The 20,174-nt window shown below is 72.8% G+C and carries 18 protein-coding genes; 9 read left to right on the plus strand and 9 right to left on the minus strand.

Features of this window, described 5'->3' with window-relative positions; translation table 11 throughout:
- Positions 1-60 precede the first annotated feature (60 nt).
- From Sspor_RS33565 to Sspor_RS33595, 7 genes are all read left to right on the plus strand, one after another.
- The gene (locus Sspor_RS33565) at positions 61-1,317 is read left to right on the plus strand and encodes an MFS transporter (RefSeq protein WP_202202443.1); all 1,257 of its coding nucleotides are present in this window, start codon (positions 61-63) and stop codon (positions 1,315-1,317) included.
- Positions 1,314-2,840: an ATP-binding protein gene (locus tag Sspor_RS33570; protein ID WP_202202444.1), complete on the plus strand. Its 1,527-nt coding sequence runs from the start codon at positions 1,314-1,316 to the stop codon at positions 2,838-2,840. Before Sspor_RS33565 ends, Sspor_RS33570 begins: the two co-directional genes overlap by 4 nt.
- Before the next feature lie 12 nt (positions 2,841-2,852).
- Positions 2,853-3,194 carry a nuclear transport factor 2 family protein gene (locus Sspor_RS33575; protein WP_030656331.1) on the plus strand — a complete coding sequence of 114 codons (342 nt, stop codon included), beginning with the start codon at positions 2,853-2,855 and terminating at the stop codon, positions 3,192-3,194.
- Positions 3,195-3,308: 114 nt separating this feature from the next.
- The gene (locus Sspor_RS33580) at positions 3,309-3,956 is read left to right on the plus strand and encodes a TMEM175 family protein (RefSeq protein ID WP_237404137.1); all 648 of its coding nucleotides are present in this window, start codon (positions 3,309-3,311) and stop codon (positions 3,954-3,956) included.
- Positions 3,957-4,028: 72 nt separating this feature from the next.
- Entirely contained in the window at positions 4,029-5,360 is a 1,332-nt protein-coding gene (locus tag Sspor_RS33585; protein WP_202202445.1) for an IS701 family transposase, read from the plus strand.
- Entirely contained in the window at positions 5,360-6,511 is a 1,152-nt protein-coding gene (locus Sspor_RS33590; protein WP_202202446.1) for an XdhC family protein, read from the plus strand. Before Sspor_RS33585 ends, Sspor_RS33590 begins: the two co-directional genes overlap by 1 nt.
- Before the next feature lie 145 nt (positions 6,512-6,656).
- Positions 6,657-8,099 (plus strand): GuaB1 family IMP dehydrogenase-related protein, encoded by a 1,443-nt coding sequence (locus tag Sspor_RS33595; protein WP_202202447.1) that lies wholly within the window; start codon positions 6,657-6,659, stop codon positions 8,097-8,099.
- Positions 8,100-8,203: 104 nt separating this feature from the next.
- Here the strand turns inward: Sspor_RS33595 and Sspor_RS33600 are convergent, their stop codons facing one another.
- Complete coding sequence (locus Sspor_RS33600) at positions 8,204-8,896, minus strand: TetR/AcrR family transcriptional regulator (RefSeq protein WP_202202448.1); 693 nt, start codon at positions 8,894-8,896, stop codon at positions 8,204-8,206.
- Between the two features lie 54 nt (positions 8,897-8,950).
- Here Sspor_RS33600 and Sspor_RS33605 point away from each other — a divergent pair, with 54 nt between their 5' ends.
- Positions 8,951-10,072 carry an FAD-dependent oxidoreductase gene (locus tag Sspor_RS33605; protein ID WP_202202449.1) on the plus strand — a complete coding sequence of 374 codons (1,122 nt, stop codon included), beginning with the start codon at positions 8,951-8,953 and terminating at the stop codon, positions 10,070-10,072.
- Positions 10,073-10,129: 57 nt separating this feature from the next.
- On the opposite strand, the gene Sspor_RS33610 is transcribed toward Sspor_RS33605, so the two are convergent.
- From Sspor_RS33610 to Sspor_RS33645, 8 genes are all read right to left on the minus strand, one after another.
- On the minus strand, positions 10,130-11,371 hold the full coding sequence (locus tag Sspor_RS33610; protein WP_202202450.1) for a sensor histidine kinase: 1,242 nt from the start codon (positions 11,369-11,371) through the stop codon (positions 10,130-10,132).
- Complete coding sequence (locus Sspor_RS33615; protein WP_202202451.1) at positions 11,368-13,095, minus strand: sodium/solute symporter; 1,728 nt, start codon at positions 13,093-13,095, stop codon at positions 11,368-11,370. The genes Sspor_RS33610 and Sspor_RS33615 overlap by 4 nt, the downstream gene beginning before the upstream one ends.
- 116 nt (positions 13,096-13,211) lie before the next feature.
- A complete protein-coding gene (locus Sspor_RS33620) occupies positions 13,212-13,487 on the minus strand; it encodes a hypothetical protein (protein WP_030729645.1) in 276 nt (91 codons plus the stop codon).
- A 233-nt stretch (positions 13,488-13,720) separates the two neighbouring features.
- A complete protein-coding gene (locus Sspor_RS33625; RefSeq protein WP_202202452.1) occupies positions 13,721-14,557 on the minus strand; it encodes a LytR/AlgR family response regulator transcription factor in 837 nt (278 codons plus the stop codon).
- Positions 14,558-14,686: 129 nt separating this feature from the next.
- Complete coding sequence (locus Sspor_RS33630) at positions 14,687-15,724, minus strand: SCO0930 family lipoprotein (RefSeq protein WP_202202453.1); 1,038 nt, start codon at positions 15,722-15,724, stop codon at positions 14,687-14,689.
- A 117-nt stretch (positions 15,725-15,841) separates the two neighbouring features.
- Positions 15,842-16,900: a GDSL-type esterase/lipase family protein gene (locus Sspor_RS33635; protein ID WP_202202454.1), complete on the minus strand. Its 1,059-nt coding sequence runs from the start codon at positions 16,898-16,900 to the stop codon at positions 15,842-15,844.
- A gap of 77 nt (positions 16,901-16,977) precedes the next feature.
- The gene (locus Sspor_RS33640) at positions 16,978-17,793 is read right to left on the minus strand and encodes an SDR family NAD(P)-dependent oxidoreductase (RefSeq protein WP_202202455.1); all 816 of its coding nucleotides are present in this window, start codon (positions 17,791-17,793) and stop codon (positions 16,978-16,980) included.
- The gene (locus Sspor_RS33645) at positions 17,790-18,413 is read right to left on the minus strand and encodes an LLM class flavin-dependent oxidoreductase (protein WP_237404138.1); all 624 of its coding nucleotides are present in this window, start codon (positions 18,411-18,413) and stop codon (positions 17,790-17,792) included. The genes Sspor_RS33640 and Sspor_RS33645 overlap by 4 nt, the downstream gene beginning before the upstream one ends.
- Before the next feature lie 306 nt (positions 18,414-18,719).
- On the opposite strand from Sspor_RS33645, the gene Sspor_RS33650 reads away from it, so the two are divergent.
- Positions 18,720-20,174 (plus strand): amino acid transporter, encoded by a 1,455-nt coding sequence (locus tag Sspor_RS33650; protein WP_202202456.1) that lies wholly within the window; start codon positions 18,720-18,722, stop codon positions 20,172-20,174.

A 20,174-nucleotide genomic window follows, 5' to 3' on the forward strand; every position in this document is an offset into this window, starting at 1 on the left:
CGAGACGTGCACGCCACGGGGCCCGCCGCGGGCCCCATCACGGGGGAGTTGAGTGACGCAGTGGCCGACACATCCGAGACGACCACGGGGGTAACCGTGCACCCAGCCGCGCCCGCGGCCAGTGCGCCAAGAGGCTCCGGCTTCTGGGTGGTGGGCGCGGTCCTGGTCCTGCTGATGCTCTCCTCCTCCGTGCCCTCCGCCCTCTACGTGCTCTACCAGCAGGAGTGGGGGCTGTCCTCCGGCACCATCACGGTCGTCTTCGCCCTGTACGCGGTCACCGTGCTGGCCGGGCTCCTGCTGTTCGGCTCGCTCTCCGACACCCTGGGCCGGCGCCCGGTCCTGGGCGGTGCGCTGATCCTGGCCATGGTCTCGATGGTCCTGTTCGCCGGGGCCCAGGGCCTCGGACTGCTGCTGGCCGCCCGCGCCGTCCAGGGGCTCGCCGTGGGCCTGGCCACCGGGGCGATGGGCGCGGCGCTGCTGGAGCTCAGCCCCGCGTCCAGACCCGCCCTCGGCGCCCAGGTCAACAGCGCGGGCCCCACCGTGGGCATCGGGCTCGGCGGGCTCGGGGCCGGACTCCTCGTCCAGTTCGCGCCCGCGCCGACCGTGCTGAGCTACCTGCTGCTGGTCGGCGCGTTCGCCGTGACCCTGGTGGGCGTGGTCCGGATGCGGGAGAGCGCTCCCGGCGCCGGCGGCCGCTTCCGGGTGGTCCCGCACCGGATCCGGGTACCGGCGGACGCCCGGGGCCGCTTCACCGTCCTCGTCCTGACCATCGTCGCCGTCTGGTCGGTGGGCGGCTTCTACCTCTCCCTCGGCCCGCACCTGGCGCTGTCGCTGCTGGAGTCCACCAACTACCTCGTCGGCGGGGCCACGGTCGCCCTGCTCGCGGGCGCCGCCACCGCCGCCCAGCTGATGCTCGGCCGCACCGAGGCGCTGCGCACCGCCGTGCTCGGCCTGTTCGGCCTCCTCGCCGGACTCGGGCTGGTGCTGCTCGCGCTGGGGATCCGCTCGGCGGCCGTTTTCCTCGTGGCCACGGCCGTCCTCGGCAGCGGCTGGGGGGCCGCCTTCCTCGGTTCCTTCCGCGCGCTGAGCACCCTCGCGCAGCCGGCGCACCGCGGCGAACTGACCGCCGCCGTATACGTCTTCGCGTACCTCGCGATGAGCGTGCCGGCGGTCCTCGCCGGGATGCTCACCAACATCCACGGGTTGCACCGGACTTCGGTCGGCTTCATGGCCGCGGTGGCCGGCGTGTGCGCGCTGGCCCTGCTGGCCACCCTGCGACTGGCCGCCCGTACCCGGGCCGAGGGGAGGACCGCGTGAGCGCGGCGGACATGACGGGCCCACGACTGCGGTCGGCCCTGCGCGGACTGGAGATCTTCGCCGGGATCACCGAGGAGCAGCTGGACTGGCTGGTCTCGGTGTCCGAGCCCCGGATCCTGGCCGACGGCGACGTCCTCTTCCGGGACGGCGAGGAGGCCACCGGCTTCCACGTCCTGCTCTCCGGCGGGCTGGTCGTCACCAAGGTCGTCGACGGCCGGGAGGAGGTGCTCACCCGGCACTCGACCGAGGAGGAGAGCGCCGCCGCCGAGGAGCACGACGGCAAGCCGTCCGCCGCGCACCGGTTCACCGGCGAACTGCCCCTGCTGACCGACGGCTCCTACGTGGCCACCGCGGCCGCCAGCGGCCCGTCGACCACGGTGGTGGCCTACCCGAAGCCGGTCTTCTTCGAGATGCTCACCCGCTGCCACGGCGTGGCCGCCGTGCTGATCCCGGTACTGGCCTGGCGGATCAAGTCCTCCGAGGTGCAGGCCCGCAAGCGGGCCACCGTGGAGGCGCTCGGCACCCTGGCCGCCGGGCTCGCCCACGAGCTGAACAACCCGGCGGCGGCCGTGGCGCGGGCCGCGCAGGAGCTGGCCCCCGCCCTGGACCGGCTCACGCGTACCGCCCAGGCCTGGGGCGCGGCCGCCTCGGGCGCGGAGCGCTCGCTGCTCGACCGGCTCGCCGACGAGTTGGACAAGCTGCCGCCGCCGGCGGCCACCGACCCGTTCGCCCAGGCCGACGCCGAGGAGGAGATCGCCGACTGGGCCGAGGAGGCGGGTACCGAACGGCCGGGCCTGCTCGGATCCGGGGTCGCGGACCTCGGACTCGATCTGGCCTGGCTGCTGGAGCGGCTGGAAGGCGTGGGAGAGCCGGCCCTGGCCCCGGCCCTGGACCACCTGGCGGCGCTGCTGGAGATCCGCTCGCTCGCGGCGGAGCTCCGGGCCGCGGGCCCCAGGATCTCCCAGCTCGTCTCCGCCACCCGCGATTACGCCAACCTCGACCGGGCGCCCGAACAGCGCTTCCGGGTGACCGAGGGGCTGGAGAACACGCTGGTCGTCCTGCGTGCCAAGCTCGCCGGCATCAGCATCGTGCGTGAGTACGAGCCCGGACTGCCCGAACTGACGGGCTATCCGAGCGAGTTGAACCAGGTGTGGACCAACCTGGTCGACAACGCGGCCGAGGCCATGGAGGGCTCCGGCGTCCTGACCCTGCGCGCCCGTGCCGAGGGCGTCTGCATGGTCGTGGAGATCGCCGACACCGGCCGCGGCATCCCGGCGGAATCCCTGCCGCGGATCTTCGAACCCTTCTACACCACCAAGGACGTGGGCAAGGGCACGGGCCTGGGGCTGCACCTCAGCTACCGCATCGTGACCCAGCGCCACCACGGGTCGATCGCCGCGCGCTCGCGCCCCGGCGAGACGCGGATGGTCGTTCGGCTGCCGTTCGCCGGCAGTGCCCAGTCCTGTGCCCCACCTGCGACAACACCCGAAACGGCACCCATCGTGGGGACCTCTCCCAGTTGAAACGGAGTCGACATGGCCAAGTACGACATCTCCAAGCTGCACCCGGTGTTCGTCCGTCAGATGGAGGCGCTGGCCGCCCTGGACATCGAGGCGGTGATGAAGAACTACACCGACGACGCCGTGCTGCTGCGCTTCGAGGGGGTCTCGGTGGGGATCGAAGCCGTTCGCGAGACGTTCACCGGCTATCTCACGGTGAAGCCCACGCTCGTGGAACTCCAGGAGTACATCGAGACCGAAGACACCATCTTCTACCGGGCGATCATGAACCTGAACGGTGAACCGGAGCACGCGTTCGGGACACTTGTCGTCCGCGATGGCCGAATCTGGCGCCAGACAGCCGGATTCGGCGGCTGACGGCCGAAATCTGGGTAGCGTGTGCGGGGAGGGCGCCGCCGCGCCCTCCCCGTATGTGTGGCCCGGCACGTGCGCGCGAGCCGCATATATGCAGGAAATGGCAAAGGGGAGGCAATGGAAAACGAAACCGGGCGGATCGAGGCATTCAGTGACGGTGTATTCGCCGTCATCATCACGATCCTTGTTCTGGAATTAAAGGTTCCGGAAGAAACCGGGTCCGACTTCTGGCACGGAGTCCGGGAACAGTGGCCCCATTACGCCGCCTACGTCGTGAGTTTCCTCATCATCGGCGTGATGTGGGTGAACCACCACACCATCTTCAGTCACCTCAGGAGGGTGGACCGCCCCCTGTTGTTCCTGAATCTCCTGGTGCTGATGGTGGTATCGGTGGTCCCCTACACCACCAATGTCCTCGCCGAACACCTCATGGAGGAAGGCGGCTCCGCCAACGCGGCAGCGGTCCTCTACAGCGGCGTCACCGTGGCCTACGCCCTGGCGTTCCTGGCCTTCTGGTGGTACGTCACCCGGGTCGGCCACCTCTTCCACGAGCAGGTCGACAAGGAGGGCGCACGCGCCACGCGGGTGCGCTTCGGCCTCGGTGCCATCGCGTACCCCCTCACCGTGCTCCTGGCCTTCTACTCCGCACCACTCACACTTGTCGCCCACTTCCTGATCGCGATCTACTATGCGGCGAACCAGATCCCCATCCCCCTCGTGGTAGAGGAAGAGCGGCTCGAAACTGCCAGCGACCTCAGGAAGTAGCCGCCAGGGCCTACGGCCGTTCTGCACGGTCAAGTAGGGTATTGGATCTAGCTGGTCGCGGGGGAGGCCCAGATGGCTCGCGTAGTTCTTCCGGAGGATTCCACGACGGAAATCTCCGAATTGATCGACGTACTGATCTCTCTGCTCTTCGAATCATTACCCCGGCGGGACCAGCGAAACTGGGCCCGCGTTTATCTGAACGGCCTGGTGCGAACCACCGGGAAGAAAACAATTCGTAACATCGCCGGAACAGGGGCCAGTTCCGTCGAGCAGAGCCTGCAGCAGTTCATCAGCAAGTCCCCCTGGGACTGGACCCCGGTCCGCCGCTCCCTCGCCCAGCACCTCGAACGCACCGCACAGCGCCCGCTGGCCTGGGTGCTCCAGCCCATGGTCATAGAGAAGGCGGGGGACCGCTCCGTCGGCGTCGGCCGGCAGTTCGTCCCCCAGCTCGGCCGCACCGCCAACTGCCAGCAGGCGAGCGGAATCTGGCTCGCCTCCAGCGAGGCCAGCTTCCCGGTCGAATGGACCCTCACCCTCCCCGGGCCCTGGACCAGCGAACTCCTGCGCCGCCGCCGGGCCGGCATCCCCGACACGGCCCGCTCCCTCACCCCCGCCCAGGACGCCGTACACGCCGTCCAGCGGATGGCCGCAAGCTGGCAACTCCAGCGCAGGCCCGTGGTGATGGAGGTCGCCAACTGCGATCTCCCGCAGAGCATCGAGTCCTTCACCCTCCAGGACATCCCCTTCGTCTTCAAGGTCGACGGCTCGCTGCCCGTCTCCTTCGGCGGTGCCGGCCGGTACAAACCCGGGCCGCACACCGCCCCCGCCCGTGAACTCATCGACTCCCTGCGCTCCCAGCGCCGCGTCGTCGAATGGACCCGGCACGGCCGGGCCGAGGGCGCGGTCACCCTGCTCACCTCGGCCTCGATCTTCGCCACCCCCTGCGAGGACCGCCCCGTGCCCGCGCCGCCCACCCCGCTGCTGCTGGTCGGAGCCTGGACCGAAACCGCGCTGCTGCCCTCCGAGTTCTGGATCACCAACATCGGGGACCGGCCGCTCGCCCAGCTCTTCCTGCTCGCCAAACTGACCGACCGCGTCTCCCTCGACTTCGCCGAGACCTGCGAACCCGTGGGCATCCGGGACTTCGAGGGCCGCTCCTTCCGTGGCTGGCACCACCACGCCACCCTCGCCAGCGTGGCCCACGCCGCGAAACTCCTCGGCGCGCGCCCGCGGCTGCCCGACGGATACCCCGGACCCACCCGGTCGGCCGCCGTGACCGCGGCACCGCCCAGACAGGCCACGGCCCGGCCGGCGACCCCGGCCCTCCTGCCGCCCCGCCCGCACCTGCCCGGACAGACCCCGCACCTGCCCGGACAGACCCCGCGCCGCGAGTACATCCGCTGATGCTCGACATCGCCGAAGAGCTACGCGCGTGGTGCGCCGCGCAGCGCGAGTTCGCACTGGCCACCGTCGTCGCCGTCAGTGGGAGCGCTCCCCGCGGCCCCGGCGCCTCCCTCGCCGTCGACGCCAAGGGCACCGCGCTCGGCTCCATCTCCGGAGGGTGCGTCGAGTCCGCCGTGCACGAGCTGTGCCTCGACGCCCTCGCCTCCGGCGAAGGCGGCCTGCACCGCTTCGGCTACAGCGACGACGACGCCTTCGCCGTAGGCCTGACCTGCGGTGGAGTCCTCGACGTCCTGGTCACCCCGGTGCGCGGCCGCGACCCGGTCCGGCCCGTCCTCGGCTCGGTGCTCGACGCCGCCGCCACCGGGACCCGGGCCGCCCTCGCCCGGGTCGTGCGCGGACCGGCGCCCCAACTGGGCCGGGCGCTGGCCGTCCACGCCGACGGCTCCTACGAGGGCGGGCTGGCCGGCGGCCCCGACCTGGACCGGGCCGCCGCCCGGCAGGTACGGGCGCTGCTGCTGGCCGGGCGCACCGGCACCGCCGAGCTCGGGACGGCCGGCGGGCTCTGCGGGCAGCCCCTGACCCTGCTCGTCGAATCGGCCGCCGAACCGCCCCGGCTGCTCGTCTACGGAGCCATCGACTTCGCCGCCGCCCTCGCCCGGATCGGCGCCTTCCTCGGCCACCGGGTCACCGTGTGCGACGCCCGGCCCGTCTTCGCGACCCCGGCCCGCTTCCCCGACGCCGACGAGGTGGTCGTCGACTGGCCGCACCGCCACCTGGCCGCCGAATGGGCCGCGGGCCGACTGGACCCCCGTACCGCGGTCTGCGTCCTCACCCACGACGCCAAGTTCGACGTACCGCTGCTGGAACTGGCCCTGCGGCTGCCCCTGGGCTACGTCGGGGCCATGGGATCGCGGCGCACCCACGCCGAACGCGAGAGACGGTTGCGGGCCGAGGGCGTCACGGACTCCGCCCTGGCCCGCTTGCGCTCACCCATCGGACTCGACCTCGGCGGCGCCACCCCGGAGGAGACCGCGCTGGCCATCGCCGCCGAGTTCACGGCCGTCCGGCACGGCGGATCGGTGCTCCCGCTGGCCCGGCGCCACGGCCCCGTCCACCGCCGGAGCCGGCCCGCCGGGACCAAGGTCCCGTAGGAAAAGACCACCCGGCCCGGTATGTCCTGGACGATCAGCCCGGACGGCGTGAACGCCAGGCCGTGGGAGAATGAAGTACGTGCGTTTCCCCGGCTGTCCTGCCGGGGCGTAGACGGATCCTTCGATCGACTGGGATGTTCAGCACGTGCGTTTCCTCAATGACCTGAAGCCGCCGTACGACCTGACGTACGACGATGTGTTCATGGTGCCGAGCCGCTCCGCGGTCGGTTCCCGTCAGGGTGTCGACCTGTCCTCGCCCGACGGAACCGGCACCACCATTCCCCTCGTCGTGGCCAACATGACCGCCATCGCGGGCCGCCGGATGGCCGAGACGGTCGCCCGCCGCGGCGGAATCGTCGTCATCCCGCAGGACATCCCGATCGAGATCGTCACCGATGTCATCTCCTGGGTGAAGACCCGCCACCTCGTGCTCGACACCCCGATCACGCTGGCGCCCACCCAGACGGTCGCCGACGCGCTGTCCCTGCTGCCCAAGCGCGCCCACGGCGCCGGTGTCGTCGTCGACGCCGAGGGCCGCCCGGTCGGCGTCGTCACCGACCACGACCTGACCGGTGTCGACCGCTTCACCCAGCTCTCCGAGGTCATGTCGAAGGAGCTGCTGCTCATCGACGCCGACATGGACGCCCGCGAGGCCTTCAACCAGCTCGACGCCGGCCACCGCAAGATGGCCCCGGCCGTCGACAAGGACGGCAAGCTCGTCGGCATCCTCACCCGCAAGGGCGCCCTGCGCGCGACGCTCTACACCCCGGCCACCGACGCGAACGGCAAGCTGCGCATCGCGGCCGCCGTCGGCATCAACGGCGACTTCGTGGCCAAGGCCAAGCAGCTGCTCGACGCGGGCGTGGACACGCTCGTCATCGACACGGCGCACGGCCACCAGGAGTCGATGATCAACGCGATCAAGGCCATCCGCGCCCTGGACCCGCAGGTCCCGATCGTGGCGGGCAACATCGTCGCCGCCGAGGGCGTCAAGGACCTCATCGACGCCGGCGCGGACATCATCAAGGTCGGTGTGGGCCCCGGCGCCATGTGCACCACCCGCATGATGACCGGCGTGGGCCGCCCGCAGTTCTCCGCGGTGCTGGAGTGCGCGGCCGAGGCGAAGAAGTACGGCAAGCACGTGTGGGCCGACGGCGGTGTCCGTCACCCGCGCGACGTGGCGATGGCGCTGGCCGCCGGCGCGTCCAACGTGATGATCGGCTCCTGGTTCGCCGGTACGTACGAGTCCCCGGGCGACCTCCAGCAGTCCGCCGACGGCCGCCTGTACAAGGAGTCCTTCGGCATGGCCTCCGCCCGCGCGGTGCAGAACCGCACGAGCGAGGAGTCGGCCTACGACCGTGCCCGCAAGGGCCTGTTCGAGGAGGGCATCTCCACCTCGCGCATGTTCCTCGACCCGGCCCGCCCGGGTGTCGAGGACCTGATCGACTCGATCATCGCGGGCGTCCGCTCCTCGTGCACCTACGCCGGTGCCGGCTCCCTCGCGGAGTTCGAGGAGAAGGCCGTGGTCGGCATCCAGTCCGCCGCCGGTTACGCCGAGGGCAAGCCGCTGCACGCCAGCTGGAGCTAGTTCCTCCCGTCGTCCGTGGCCCCGGACCGTTCCCTGGCGGACGGTCCGGGGCCACGTGCGTCTCCGCACGCTCGCGCCGCGGCCCGTTCTGCACGGGCCGAGCGTCAGGCCGGAGCCCGGGTGAGCTTGGCGGCCACGGCGTCGAGGACCCAGTCCAGCCCGGTGGTGAAGGACGACTCGGCGTCCACGTCCGCGCCGTCGTACACGGCCTTGCTCAGCGCCGGGAAGCGGCCCGTGGCCAGCATGCTCGTCATGTACGGGCCACGGGCACGCTGCCAGTCCTGCTTGGACAGGCCCGTGACCCGCTCGGCCCGCAGGTTCGCGATCTCGCGCCTGATCGCACCGGTGCAGTAGGCGCCGACCGTCTCCACGGCGCGCATGGCGGTGTCGATGCCGGCGAGGCCGTCGAAGGCGGCCAGCGTGGCCTCGGCCACGGCGAGCCCGTTCGGGCCCAGGGACGGACGGCCGCCGAGCAGGTCGGCCAGCCATTCGTGCCGGAGCGCGGTCCGCCGGGTGCCGTGGGCGAGGAGCCGCAGCGCCTCCCGCCAGTCGCCGGGCCGCTCTTCGGGGAGGATCTCGGCCTGGACCTCGTCCACCATGAGGTCGAACAGCTCCTCCTTGGTGGCGATGTACCCGTACAGCCGCATCGGGCCGGCGTTCAGCCGGGCGGCGACCTTGCGCAGCGACACCGCCTCCAGCCCGCCCTCGTCGGCCAGCGCGACCGCGGCGGCGACGATCCGCTCCCGGTCGAGCGGCACGGGGCGAGTCGGCGGCTCCGGCCGGTCCCAGACAGTCATGCGCACACCGTACCTCTTGCGGTGCGCCGTATCGAGAAAATACAGTGTATCGACATGAGACATCGCATCGCCGTGGTCGGGAGCGGCCCGGCCGGCCTCACCTTCGCCCGCGTCCTGCACCGGCACGGACACCCCGTCACCGTCCTCGAACGCGATACCGCCCCCGACGCCCGTCCCCCGGGCGGCACTCTGGACCTGCACGAGGGGCTGGGCCAGCTCGCACTGGACAAGGCGGGGCTGCTGGCACAGTTCCAGGCGCTGTCCCGCCCCGAGGGGCAGGCCATGCGCATCCTGGACACGGACGGCACCGTCCTGCGCGACTGGCGGCCCCGTCCGGACGACCGGGCCCATCCCGAGATCGACCGGGGGCAGCTCCGCGACCTGCTGCTCGGCCCTCTCGACGTCCGATGGGGGCGGGGTGTGACGCGGGTGGCGCCGGGGACCCGGGACGGCGTACCGGTCCATTTCACGGACGGACGGCAGGAGACGTTCGACCTCGTGGTCGGCGCGGACGGCGCCTGGTCCCGGACCCGCCCCGCCGTCTCGCCGGTGACACCGCACTACACCGGCGTCACCCTGGTCGAGACCTCCCTGGCCGACGTCGACACCCGCCACCCCGGCCTCGCCCGCCTGATCGGCGACGGTTCCCTGGCCGTGTACGGCGTGAACCGAGCCCTCGTCGCCCAGCGCGGCAGCGGCGGCCACGTCAAGGTCTACGCCCAGTTCCGCGCACCGCTGGACCGGGACGCGAACCGGGACCCGGCCGACGCCGAGGCCGTGCGATCGAGCCTGCTCGCCCTGTTCGACGGCTGGGCCGCTCCGGTCCTCGACCTCCTCCGCCACGGCACCGCTTTCGCCCGCCGCCCCCTCCACGTCCTGCCCGTGTCCCACACCTGGCCGCACGTCCGCGGGGTGACGCTGCTGGGCGACGCCGCCCATCTGATGCCCCCGCTGGGGGCGGGCGCGAACCTCGCGATGCTGGAGGGCGCCGAACTCGCCGAGGCCGTCGCCGCCGCCGGCCCCGGAGACCTGGACGGCGCGGTCCGCGCCTTCGAGGAACGGATGTGGGCACGGGCCGGCCGGTGGGCGAGGATCACGGCGGACGGTCTGGAACGCCTCGTGAGCCCGGATCCCGCCGAAGCCCTCGCCCTCTTCGACGAGGTCCAGTCGTCCTGACCGCCGAGCGCGGGACCCGCCACACCGGGCGCGGGACCACCGCCCGCCGACGGGCCTTCAGGGCCGCGGAGCCCGGTGGCCCGACGGGGAACTGTGCACGCCCACGCGGTACTTGGGGATGCGCAGGGTGACCTTCATGCCGGCCCCGACGCCCGTCTCCATCACCGGACCGTACTCGTCCCCGTACACCTGCCGGATCCGCTCGTCGACATTGGGCAGCCCGATCCCGGAGGAACCGCCATGCTCCCCGGCCAGGATCCGGCGCAGCAGGGCCGGATCCATCCCGACCCCGTTGTCCTCCACGGTGATCACCGCCTCCGCACCCGCGTCCCGGGCCGTGATCGTGATCCGGCACTCCTCGGTGGAGTCCTCCAGCCCGTGCTTGACGGCGTTCTCCACCAGGGGCTGCAGGCACAGGAAGGGCAGCGCCACCGGCAGCACCTCCGGCGCCACCTGCAGGGTCACCTTCAGCCGGTCGCCGAACCGGGCACCGGCCAGCGCCAGATACTGCTGCACCGACCGCAACTCGTCGGCGAGCGTGGTGAAATCGCCGTGCCGCCGGAAGGAGTACCGGGTGAAGTCCGCGAACTCCAGCAGCAGCTCCCGGGCCCGCTCCGGATCGGTCCGGACGAACGAGGCTATCGCCGCCAGGGAGTTGAAGATGAAATGCGGGGAGATCTGCGCCCGCAGCGCCTTGATCTCCGCCTCCATCAACCGCGTCCGCGACCGGTCCAGCTCGGACAGCTCCAGCTGCACGGACACCCACCGCGCGACCTCCGTCGCGGCCCGCACCAGCACCGCCGACTCCCGCGAGCCGTAGGCCACCAGCGCGCCCAGCATCCCGTCCTCGCCGGTGAGCGGGGCCACCACCGCCCACTTCAGCGGACAGTCGGGCCGCTGGCACTCGGTCCGCACGCTCTGGCTGCGCCCCGACGCCAGCATCACCGCCACCCGGGCCATGGCCCGGCGCTGATGATGGTCGGCGCCCGGACCGTCCCAGGCCAGCACCGACTCCCGGTCGGTGAGACACAGCGCCTCCGTCCCCAGCAGCGACCGCAGCCGCCGGGCGGCCTTGCGGGCGGCGTCCTCGGTCAGCCCGGCCCGCAGCGGGGGAGCGGCCAGCGAAGCCGTGTGCAGGGTGTGGAAGGTGGCCCGCTCCACCGGCGTCCCCAGGTCCATACCGGCCGCCCGCTCCCCGGAGCGGGCGTGCCGGCGCCCTGCCGCCCAACCCGCGCCCACCAGCAGCACCGCGGCCGCCACCACCAGCACGGCCACCACCGCCGGTGCCACCCCGCTCACCGCGGACCCCCGGCCCGCTCCCCGGCCACGACCTCCGGCAGGTGCAGCCGGGCCAGCGTGGCCGCCGTCCCCGCCGGGACCCGCGACCGGGTGGCCAGCGACACCGCCACCATCGTCAGGAACCCGAGCGGCACCGACCACGCCGCCGGCCACGCCAGCAGCGTGTGCGTCCAGCCCGGCGGCGCCAGATCCGCCCTCGTCGCCAGCACCGCGCCCAGCGCCGCCCCGCCCCCCGTGACCAGCCCGGCCACCGCACCCGGCGGGGTCAGCCCGCGCCACCAGATGCCCAGCACCAGCAGCGGACAGAACGAGGACGCGGACACGGCGAAGGCCAGGCCCACCGCGTCCGCCACCGGCACCTGCGTCGCCGCAGCGCTCCCGGCCAGCGGCACCAGGATCGCCACGACCGCCGCCGAGCGGAAGCTGCGCACCCCGCGCGCCGGCAGCACGTCCTGGTGCAGCACCCCGGCCACCGCCATGGTCAGCCCCGACGCCGTCGACAGGAACGCCGCGAAGGCACCCCCGGCCAGCAGCGCACCCAGCAGCTCGCCCAGCACCCCGCCGAGCATCCGCCCGGGCAGCACCAGCACCGCCGCGTCCGCGTCGCCGGTCAGGGCGAGCTCGGGGGTGTAGATCCGGCCCAGGGCCCCGTACACCGGCGGCAGCAGGTAGAAGACGCCGACCAGCGCGAGCACGACCAGCGTGGTGCGCCGGGCGGTCCGCCCGTCCGGGCTGGTGTAGAACCGCACCGCGACGTGCGGCAGGCCCATCGTGCCGAGGAAGGTCGCCAGGATCAGCCCGTAGGTGGCGTACAGCCGGTACGCGCGCCCGCCCGAGGTCGGCACCGACGAGGTGGACACACCGGGTCGCGCCTCGGCCCGGGTGTCCGGAACGGGCGTGTCCGGATCGAACTCCAGCCGCGCGTGCGCCCGTACGGAATGCTCACCGGCGGCCAGGGTCAGCGGCGCCGACACGTAGCCGCGCCCGTCCACCTGCCCGGTCACCGTCACCGGCAGCGGACGCGCCACCGACAGCCGCACGTCCTGCGCGACCGTCACCGAGGTGTGCTCCCGGAAGACGGCCGGCGCGTCGAAGGTGGCCCGTGGCGCCCCGTCCCCGACCCAGGCCCCGATCAGGAAGAACGCCGGAACCAGCAGGGCCGTGAGCTTCAGCCAGTACTGGAAGGCCTGCACGAAGGTGACCGAGCGCATCCCGCCGCACGCCACCGCCACCGTCACCACGAACGCGACGACCAGCCCGCCGACCCAGTACGGGGCTCCGGTCAGGATCTCCAGCGTCAGCCCGGCCCCCTGCAACTGCGGCAGCAGGTACAGCCAGCCGACCCCGACCACGAACAGCACCGCGATACGGCGCACCACCCGCGACTCCAGCCGCGCCTGCGCGAAGTCGGGCAGCGTGTACGCGCCGGACCGGCGCAGCGGGGCCGCCACCAGGACCAGCAGCACCACATAGCCGGCGGTGTAGCCCACCGGGTACCAGAGCATCTCGGGCCCCTGGAGCAGCACCAGCCCCGCGACGCCCAGGAAGGACGCGGCGGACAGGTACTCGCCGCTGATGGCCGCTGCGTTCAGGCGGGGCCCCACGGTGCGCGAGGCGACGTAGAAGTCGGAGGTGGTCCGGGACATCCGCAGGCCCAGCGCGCCGACCAGGACCGTGACCAGGACGACGACGGCGACCGCGGTCAGCGCGTACGTCTGGTTCACCGGGCGGTCCTTCGGGCAGGGGAGGAGTGTCCGGAGTCTACGCACGCCCCTGACCGGGCGACAGGCACGATTCGGACCCGCCCGAGCCGTCGGATCCGCCGCGCCGGACCGCCCCGTCAGACGGCCGGGTCGCGGTGCTCCGCGCAGTCGCGCAGGGCGATCTCCAGCTCCACGTACGACTCCTCCGCGCGCCGGAACGCCAGCGTCAGGGCCGCCTCCGCACGCGGCGGCACCTGCTCGCGGACCCCCTCACGGGCCTCGTACAGGATGTCGGCCCAGCGGGCGGCCGCACTGCGCAGCCGGGCCAGCAGCACCTCGGCCTCGGCGGGCCCGGCGGGCCGGGCCCGGGGCAGCCCGCTCAGGGCGTCGACCAGCGCCTGGATCTCGGACATCTCGCTCCTCCCGCGCCGGAAGATCCACGATAAGAGAGGGGTGCGGGCGGCGACGCCCGAACGGACGGCGGTGCGGCCGACGGTTCCGGCGGATCGCCGTACGCCCCTCCCGGCGCGACGAACGGCGCTCCCGAGCGCCGGACGGTCAGGGGCGAAGGCCCCGAACGCCCCCGTCGACGCTGCCGACTTGGCGGCCCGGGGGCGGCCCGACGGTGCCCGGGAAGCGGCCGGTTTCAGCCGGCCGCCTGCCGCATCAGCAGATCCCGCAGCTCCCGCGCGTGCCTGCGGCTCACCTGGAGCTCCGCGGACCCGACCCGGACGCTGGTGGTCCCGGCCTCCAGCCGGAGCTCGTCGATCCGCGCCAGCGCCACCAGATGACGGCGGTGGATCCGTACGAAACCGCGCGCCGCCCAGCGCTCCTCCAGCGTGGACACGGGGATGCGGACCAGGTGGCTGCCCTCGTCGGTGTGCAGGCGGGCGTAGTCGCCCTGCGCCTCCACGTAGGAGATGTCCGCGATCGCCACGAAGCGGGTCACCCCGCCCAGTTCGACGGCGATCTGCTCCGGCCCGCGGTCGGCGACGGTGACCCCGGCGGCCGGCCGTCTCGGCCCCGCCGCGGTGCCGCCCGCCACCGGGGCGTCGGCGGCCCCCACCGCGGCCGCCGGACCCTCCTCGGACCGGCCCAGCTGCTCGCAGGCCCGCCGGACGGCCTCGGCCAGCCGCTCCGGGCGCACCGGCTTGAGTACGTAGTCCACGGCCTTCAGGTCGAAGGCCTGTACGGCGAACCCCTCGTGCGCGGTGACGAACACGATCAGCGGCGGCCGCGCGAACCCGGCCAGCAGCCGGGCGATGTCCAGCCCGGTCAGCCCCGCCATGTGGATGTCCAGGAACACCACGTCGATGCCGTCGGCCCCGTCGGGGCCGGACTCCAGCGCCCGGGTGACCCGGCGCAGCGCCTCGGTGGCGTCCGAGGCACCCTCCGCGCTGCGCACCCGGGGGTCCGAGCGCAGCAGGTAGAGGAGTTCCTCCAGGAGCGGCTTCTCGTCGTCGACGGCCAGTACGCGCAGCATGCGGCCGAGTCTAGAGAGGACTCGGCCGGGGCGGAACGGAAAGGGGCGCGGCCCCCGCCCAGGGGGGATGTGGGCGAGGGCCGCGCGAACGGGGGTGGGGGGAGAAGGGAACGCGGGGAGGGGCGGGGACTACTGGACGGTGATGAGCTTGCCGTCGGGGGAGACGGCGTACCAGGTGCCGCCCACGCCCTGGCCGTTGATGTCGCCGGGCTTCTTGTCACCGGTGAAGGTGTAGACGGGCCAGCAGTCGATCGCCTGCTGCTTCATGCCGTCGGGGCGGTCCAGTACGGAGTAGCCCTTCTCCACGATGCCCTTGGCGTTGGCCTTGTCCACCGGGGGCACCACCGGCCACTTGGCCACGCAGTCACCGGTGCAGTTGGAGGCCATGGGCCAGGCGGTGTCCTTCTTGAACCGGTAGACCGTCATCCCCTTGCCGTCGACGATGTGGTCGCCGAGCTTCGCGTCCTTCGCGACCGACAGCCCCGGGGCCGCCTCGGCGGCGCCACCCGCCTCGGCCCCGCCGGCGGGCGGGGCGGCCGGGGCCGCCGGGGCGGCCGGCGCCGCCGCCTTGGCGGCCTTCTTGCCGTCCGCCGCGAGCGCGAACCACACCCCGCCGACGCCCTGGCCGTTGACGTCGCCCGCCTTCGCGTCCTTGCTGTAGCGGTACGCGGGCCAGCCGCCCACCGTCAGCTGCTTGCTGCCGTCGCTGCGCACGACCTCGCCCAGCACCGCCGGGTCAATGCCCGCGGCGGCGATGGCGTCGCCCGCGGCGACCACCGGCCAGGTCTTCTCGCAGTCGCCGTCGCAGTTCGACTTCGGCGGCTTGGCGGTGTCCTTGTCGAAGCGGTAGAGGGTGAGCCCCGCGCTGTCGGTGAGGACCGGGCCGAGCTTGTCGTTCTGGGCGACCGCCAGCTGCCCGGCCGGCTTGGCGTTCGAGGCGCCGGCGGCAGCCGCGCCACCTGCGGCGTCCGCCGCGGGTGCCGCGCCGTCGGAGCCGTAGGCGTTGTCGGCGGCGGCCGGGGCCTTGCCGTAGTCCTGAGCGGCGGCCGCGGCCCCGACCGGCTTGGTGGTGTCGGCGGCCTTGTCTTCCGCAGGGCCGCAGGCCGTCGCCGCGAGGACGACGACGATCGCGGCCGCGGCCAGGGTGGTTCCGCGCTTCATGCCCATCTGATCTCTCCCACGTGTGGTGTCTGTCGCGTCCGCCACCGTGGTGGCGTCAACTGTGCTCAGGACACGGGCCGGTGGGAGAGATCTGTTCACCCTGTCAGGTGTGGGCTGTTTCACTCACCCCGCGCCGAACCCGGTGCGCCGCAGAGCCGTGGCCACAGCGAGGCCGAGAACCTGGTGTCCGCCGTCGTTGGGGTGCAGTCCGTCCGCCAGATGCTCGGGACCGAGCAGGTCACGGCCCGGGAGCACGGCGAGCCGGTCGTCCCCGGCGGCGATCCGGTCGCGGGCCGCGCGCTCCATCGCGTCGCGCAGGGCGCCGAGGGTGGCGCCGAGTCTGTTCGGGGTGCGTTCGGCGTCGGGCCGCAGGACGGGGGAGATCAGCAGGATCGGGGTCCGCGGGTGCCCCTGGCGGACCAGTTCGAGGAACGCGCGGGTGGTCTCGTACAGCAGGGGTGCCGAAAAGGGCACCCGCGACCAGCAGTTGGTGCCGAAGGCGAGGGTGAGGACGTCGGCGGGCAGGCCCGCGAGCTGTTCGGCGGTGGCCAGCTCGCCGCGTGCGGCCCCCGCGTACCCGAGGTTGACGGTGTCCCAGCCGAGCGCCCGGCCGGTGACGGCGGGCCAGCCGTGGGCGGGACGGGTGGACCACCAGCCCTCGGTGATGGAGTCGCCGTGCACCACCCAGCGCGGGGCGGCCGGCGCCGGGGTGAGCGGGCCGCCGATCCCGCGCAGCCCGAGGATCAGCGGGGACTGGGTTTCGGGCGGGTGGATGGTGAAGGGGCCGGTGCCGCCGCCCAGGCCGATCCGTACGACGGCCTCCGCGGCCGGGTCGGTGAACACCTCGGTGACCACCCCGTGCCGGTCCCACAGCGCGAAGCCGTGCGCGAGGTCGCGCAGCGCGTCGGTGGGTCCGGGCACGGTCGCCCGGTAGCGGATCTCCACGGCCCGCGCGGTCTCGGTGGTGAACTCCAGCCGGACGCCGATGGGCAGGGTGGAGCGTTCGCCGGTGTCCCAGGGCAGCCGCATGGTGTCGGCCGGGTCGGCTCGGACCGGCCGACCCCGGTCCAGCCAGGCGACCCCGCGCAGGAAGGGCAGGGCGTCCTGCCACGGGGTGGGCTCGTCGGGGTGGCGCTGCAGCCCGGCCGGCCACGTGGATCCCGTCGGCCCTGCCGGCTCCATCGGCCCTGCCGGACCCATCGGCCCTGCCGGACCCATCGGCAGTCCTGCTCCGTCCAGCCCCGCTGGTCCCGGTGGTGTCACTGGTCGCCTCCCATCGTCGGGTACGGGAAATTCACGCCGACCCCGCCGTCCACCACGAGCGTCTGCCCCGTGACGTACGAGGACAGCCGTGAGGCCAGGAAGTACAGGGCGGCCGCGATGTCCGCGGTCTCGGCGACCCGGCCCAGCGGGGCGTTCTCCGCGTTGCGCCGCCGCCCCTCGTCACCCAGCAGGGCGGCGACCCGCGGGGTCCACACCACCCCCGGTGCCACCGCGTTCACCCGTACCCCGCTCGGGCCCAGTTCCACCGCCGCGGAGCGCATCAATGCCATCAGGGCGGCCTTGGCGGCCCCGTACGCGGCGTGCAGCGGGGCGGCGGTGAGCCCGGAGACGGAGGACACGAAGACCAGCGGTCCGCCCCCGGCCGCCGCGACGGCCTCGCCGCCGTACTGGACGGTGAGCCAGGCGTGCCGCAGGACGACGTCGAAGTGCCAGTCCCAGCCGGCGTCGTCCAGCTCGGACAGCCCCGCGTAGCGGGCCGCGCCCACGATGTCGACGACCCCGCCCACCGGGCCGCCGAGCAGCCCCGGAGCCTCCCGGAACAGGTCGCGCACGCCGTCGCGCGAGGTCACGTCGCAGCGGTACGGAAGCCCCCCGGTCTCGGCGGCGACGGCCGCGGCCCGCTCCCCGTCGACGTCCACGCACAGCACCCGGGCGCCGCCCGCGGCCAGCGCGTGGGCGCTCTGGCGCCCGATGCCGTTGCCGGCGCCGAGCAGGACCAGGCGTCGGCCGTCGAGGCGGTGCAGGGCCGCGTAGTCGGGCACGGGCGAGGAGTCGAGCGGTCCGGTGCTCACGCGCCGGCCGTCCGGGGCACGTACCGGGCGAGTTCCGGAATGACCTCCTTGCCGAGGATCTCGATCGTCCGCAGGATCTCCCGGTGCGGGTCCTGCACGGGCTTGGGCGTCACCATCCGGCGCGGGAAGCGGAACCGCTCGGAGGCGTACTCGAAGTACTCCTCCCGCCACATTCCGGTCACGATCCCGATCGCCTCGCGCCAGTCCTCCCGGGACCGCTCCCGGTCCACCCCGAAGGCGGCCTGTTCCATGGGCGTGGAGCGCCCGGTGCCCCACTCAACCCGGCCCCCGGACAGTACGTCCACGGTGGCGACCTTCTCCGCGATGCGCTGCGGCGGGGTGAAGCCGAAGGGGGTCAGGGTCACCCCGAAGCCGAGCCGGATCCGCTCGGTCAGGGCGGCGAGGTGCCCGAGCAGCACCTCGGGGGCCGGACAGTGCGAGCGGCCCTCGCGGAAGTGGTGCTCGACCGCCCAGACCGTGCGGAAGCCCATCCGGTCGGCGAGCCGGATCTGCTCCACGGCCTCCCGGTAGGCCCGTTGCTCCGCGTCGCGCTGGCCGTGCGGATGGGACCCGGGCCAGGGTCTCGGCACGTCGATCTCGTAGAGCACGTCCAGATCCATGGCGGCACGCTGCGGCAGATCTGACGAAGTGTCAAGAAAAGCGGCCCGGAGGGGTTGCGCAGCGATCGATCATCCACACGCAACAAACGACTGTCAGTGACAGATCCGCGCAATGATCGTGCGCCAATGTGCAAGGATGGTGCATTACGGGCGGTATCACTCAGCTCGTAGGCTCACTCGCTGTACGTGGAGTGGCGTGGACCGCCTGCTCGGCGGTTCCCCATGCCCAGGCTGGCTCCTGCCCGCCCGCTCCGGACCGCTGCGGTCGAAGCCTTATCCCCACCCGCAGTGTCAAAGGAGTCACACGTGCTCGAAACCGGCCAGGCGCCACCGCTCACGTCCGAGCCCAGTAGGCCCGTCCACCCGCTGATGCGCCGCAAGCCCGTCGAGCAGCTCGTCGCCGAGGGCGGCCAGGGCGAGGGCGGCTCGCTGCGCCGCTCGCTGACCATGTGGCAGCTGACGATGATCAGCATCGGCGCCACCCTGGGCACCGGCATCTTCGTCGTCCTCGGCACCGCGACCCCCAAGGCCGGCCCCGCCGTGACGATCTCCTTCGTCATCGCGGGCCTCACCGCCCTGTTCTCGGCGCTCTCCTACGCGGAGCTGGCCGGATCGGTCCCGGTCTCCGGGTCCTCGTACTCGTACTCCTACGCCACCATGGGCGAGCTCATCGCCTGGATCTGCGGCTGGTGCCTGGTCCTGGAGTACGGCGTGTCCGTCGCGGCCGTCGCCGTCGGCTGGGGTGAGTACCTCAACGAACTGCTCGACGGGACGATAGGCGTCACCATCCCCGACGCGGTCTCCGCACCCCTCGGCGACGGCGGCTTCATCAACCTGCCGGCGCTGGTCGTGGTCCTCCTCGCCATGGTCTTCCTGATGCGCGGCGCCAAGGAGAGCGCCCGGGTCAACTCGATCATGGTCGGCGTGAAGATCGTCACCCTGCTGCTCTTCATCGGCATCGGCTTCATGGGCATCAAGGCCGGCAACTACGCCCCGCTCGCCCCGCTCGGCGTCACCGGCATCAGCGCCGCCGCCTCCACGCTCTTCTTCTCGTACATCGGCTTCGACGCCGCCTCCACCGCCGGTGAAGAGGCCAAGAACCCCAAGCGCGACCTGCCCCGCGCGATCATGCTCTCGCTGCTGATCGTCACCGTGCTGTACGTCCTCGTCGCCTTCGTCGCCGTCGGCGCCATGCCGTGGCAGGACTTCGAGGGCACCGAGGCCGCGCTCGCGCAGATCATGACCGACGTCTCCGGCCACACCTTCTGGGGCGTCGTCCTCGCCGCCGGTGCCGTCGTCGCCATCGCCTCCGTCGTCTTCGCCGTGCTCTACGGCCAGACCCGCATCCTCTTCGCCATGTCCCGCGACGGCCTCGTTCCCAAGGTCTTCGCCAAGGTCAACCCGAAGACCGGCGCCCCCCGCGCCAACGTCGTGATCGTGTCCCTCTTCTGCGGCGCCCTCGCGGCCTTCATCCCGCTCGGCAAGCTCGCCGACGCCACCAGCATCGGCACCCTCTTCGCCTTCGGCCTGGTCAACGTCGCCGTCATCATCCTGCGCCGGACCCGCCCGGACATGCCGCGCACCTTCAAGGTCGCGCTGTTCCCCGTCACGCCGATCCTCGGCGTCATCGCCTGCGGCTACATGATGTTCAGCCTCGATACCGCCACGTGGATCGTCTTCGGTGGCTGGATGATCGCAGGCCTCGTGTTCTACTTCCTGTACGGCATCCGCCGCTCCCGACTGGCCACAGCAGAGAAGTGA

The organism is Streptomyces spororaveus, assembly GCF_016755875.1.
GTDB classification, from domain to species: Bacteria; Actinomycetota; Actinomycetes; order Streptomycetales; family Streptomycetaceae; genus Streptomyces; species Streptomyces spororaveus.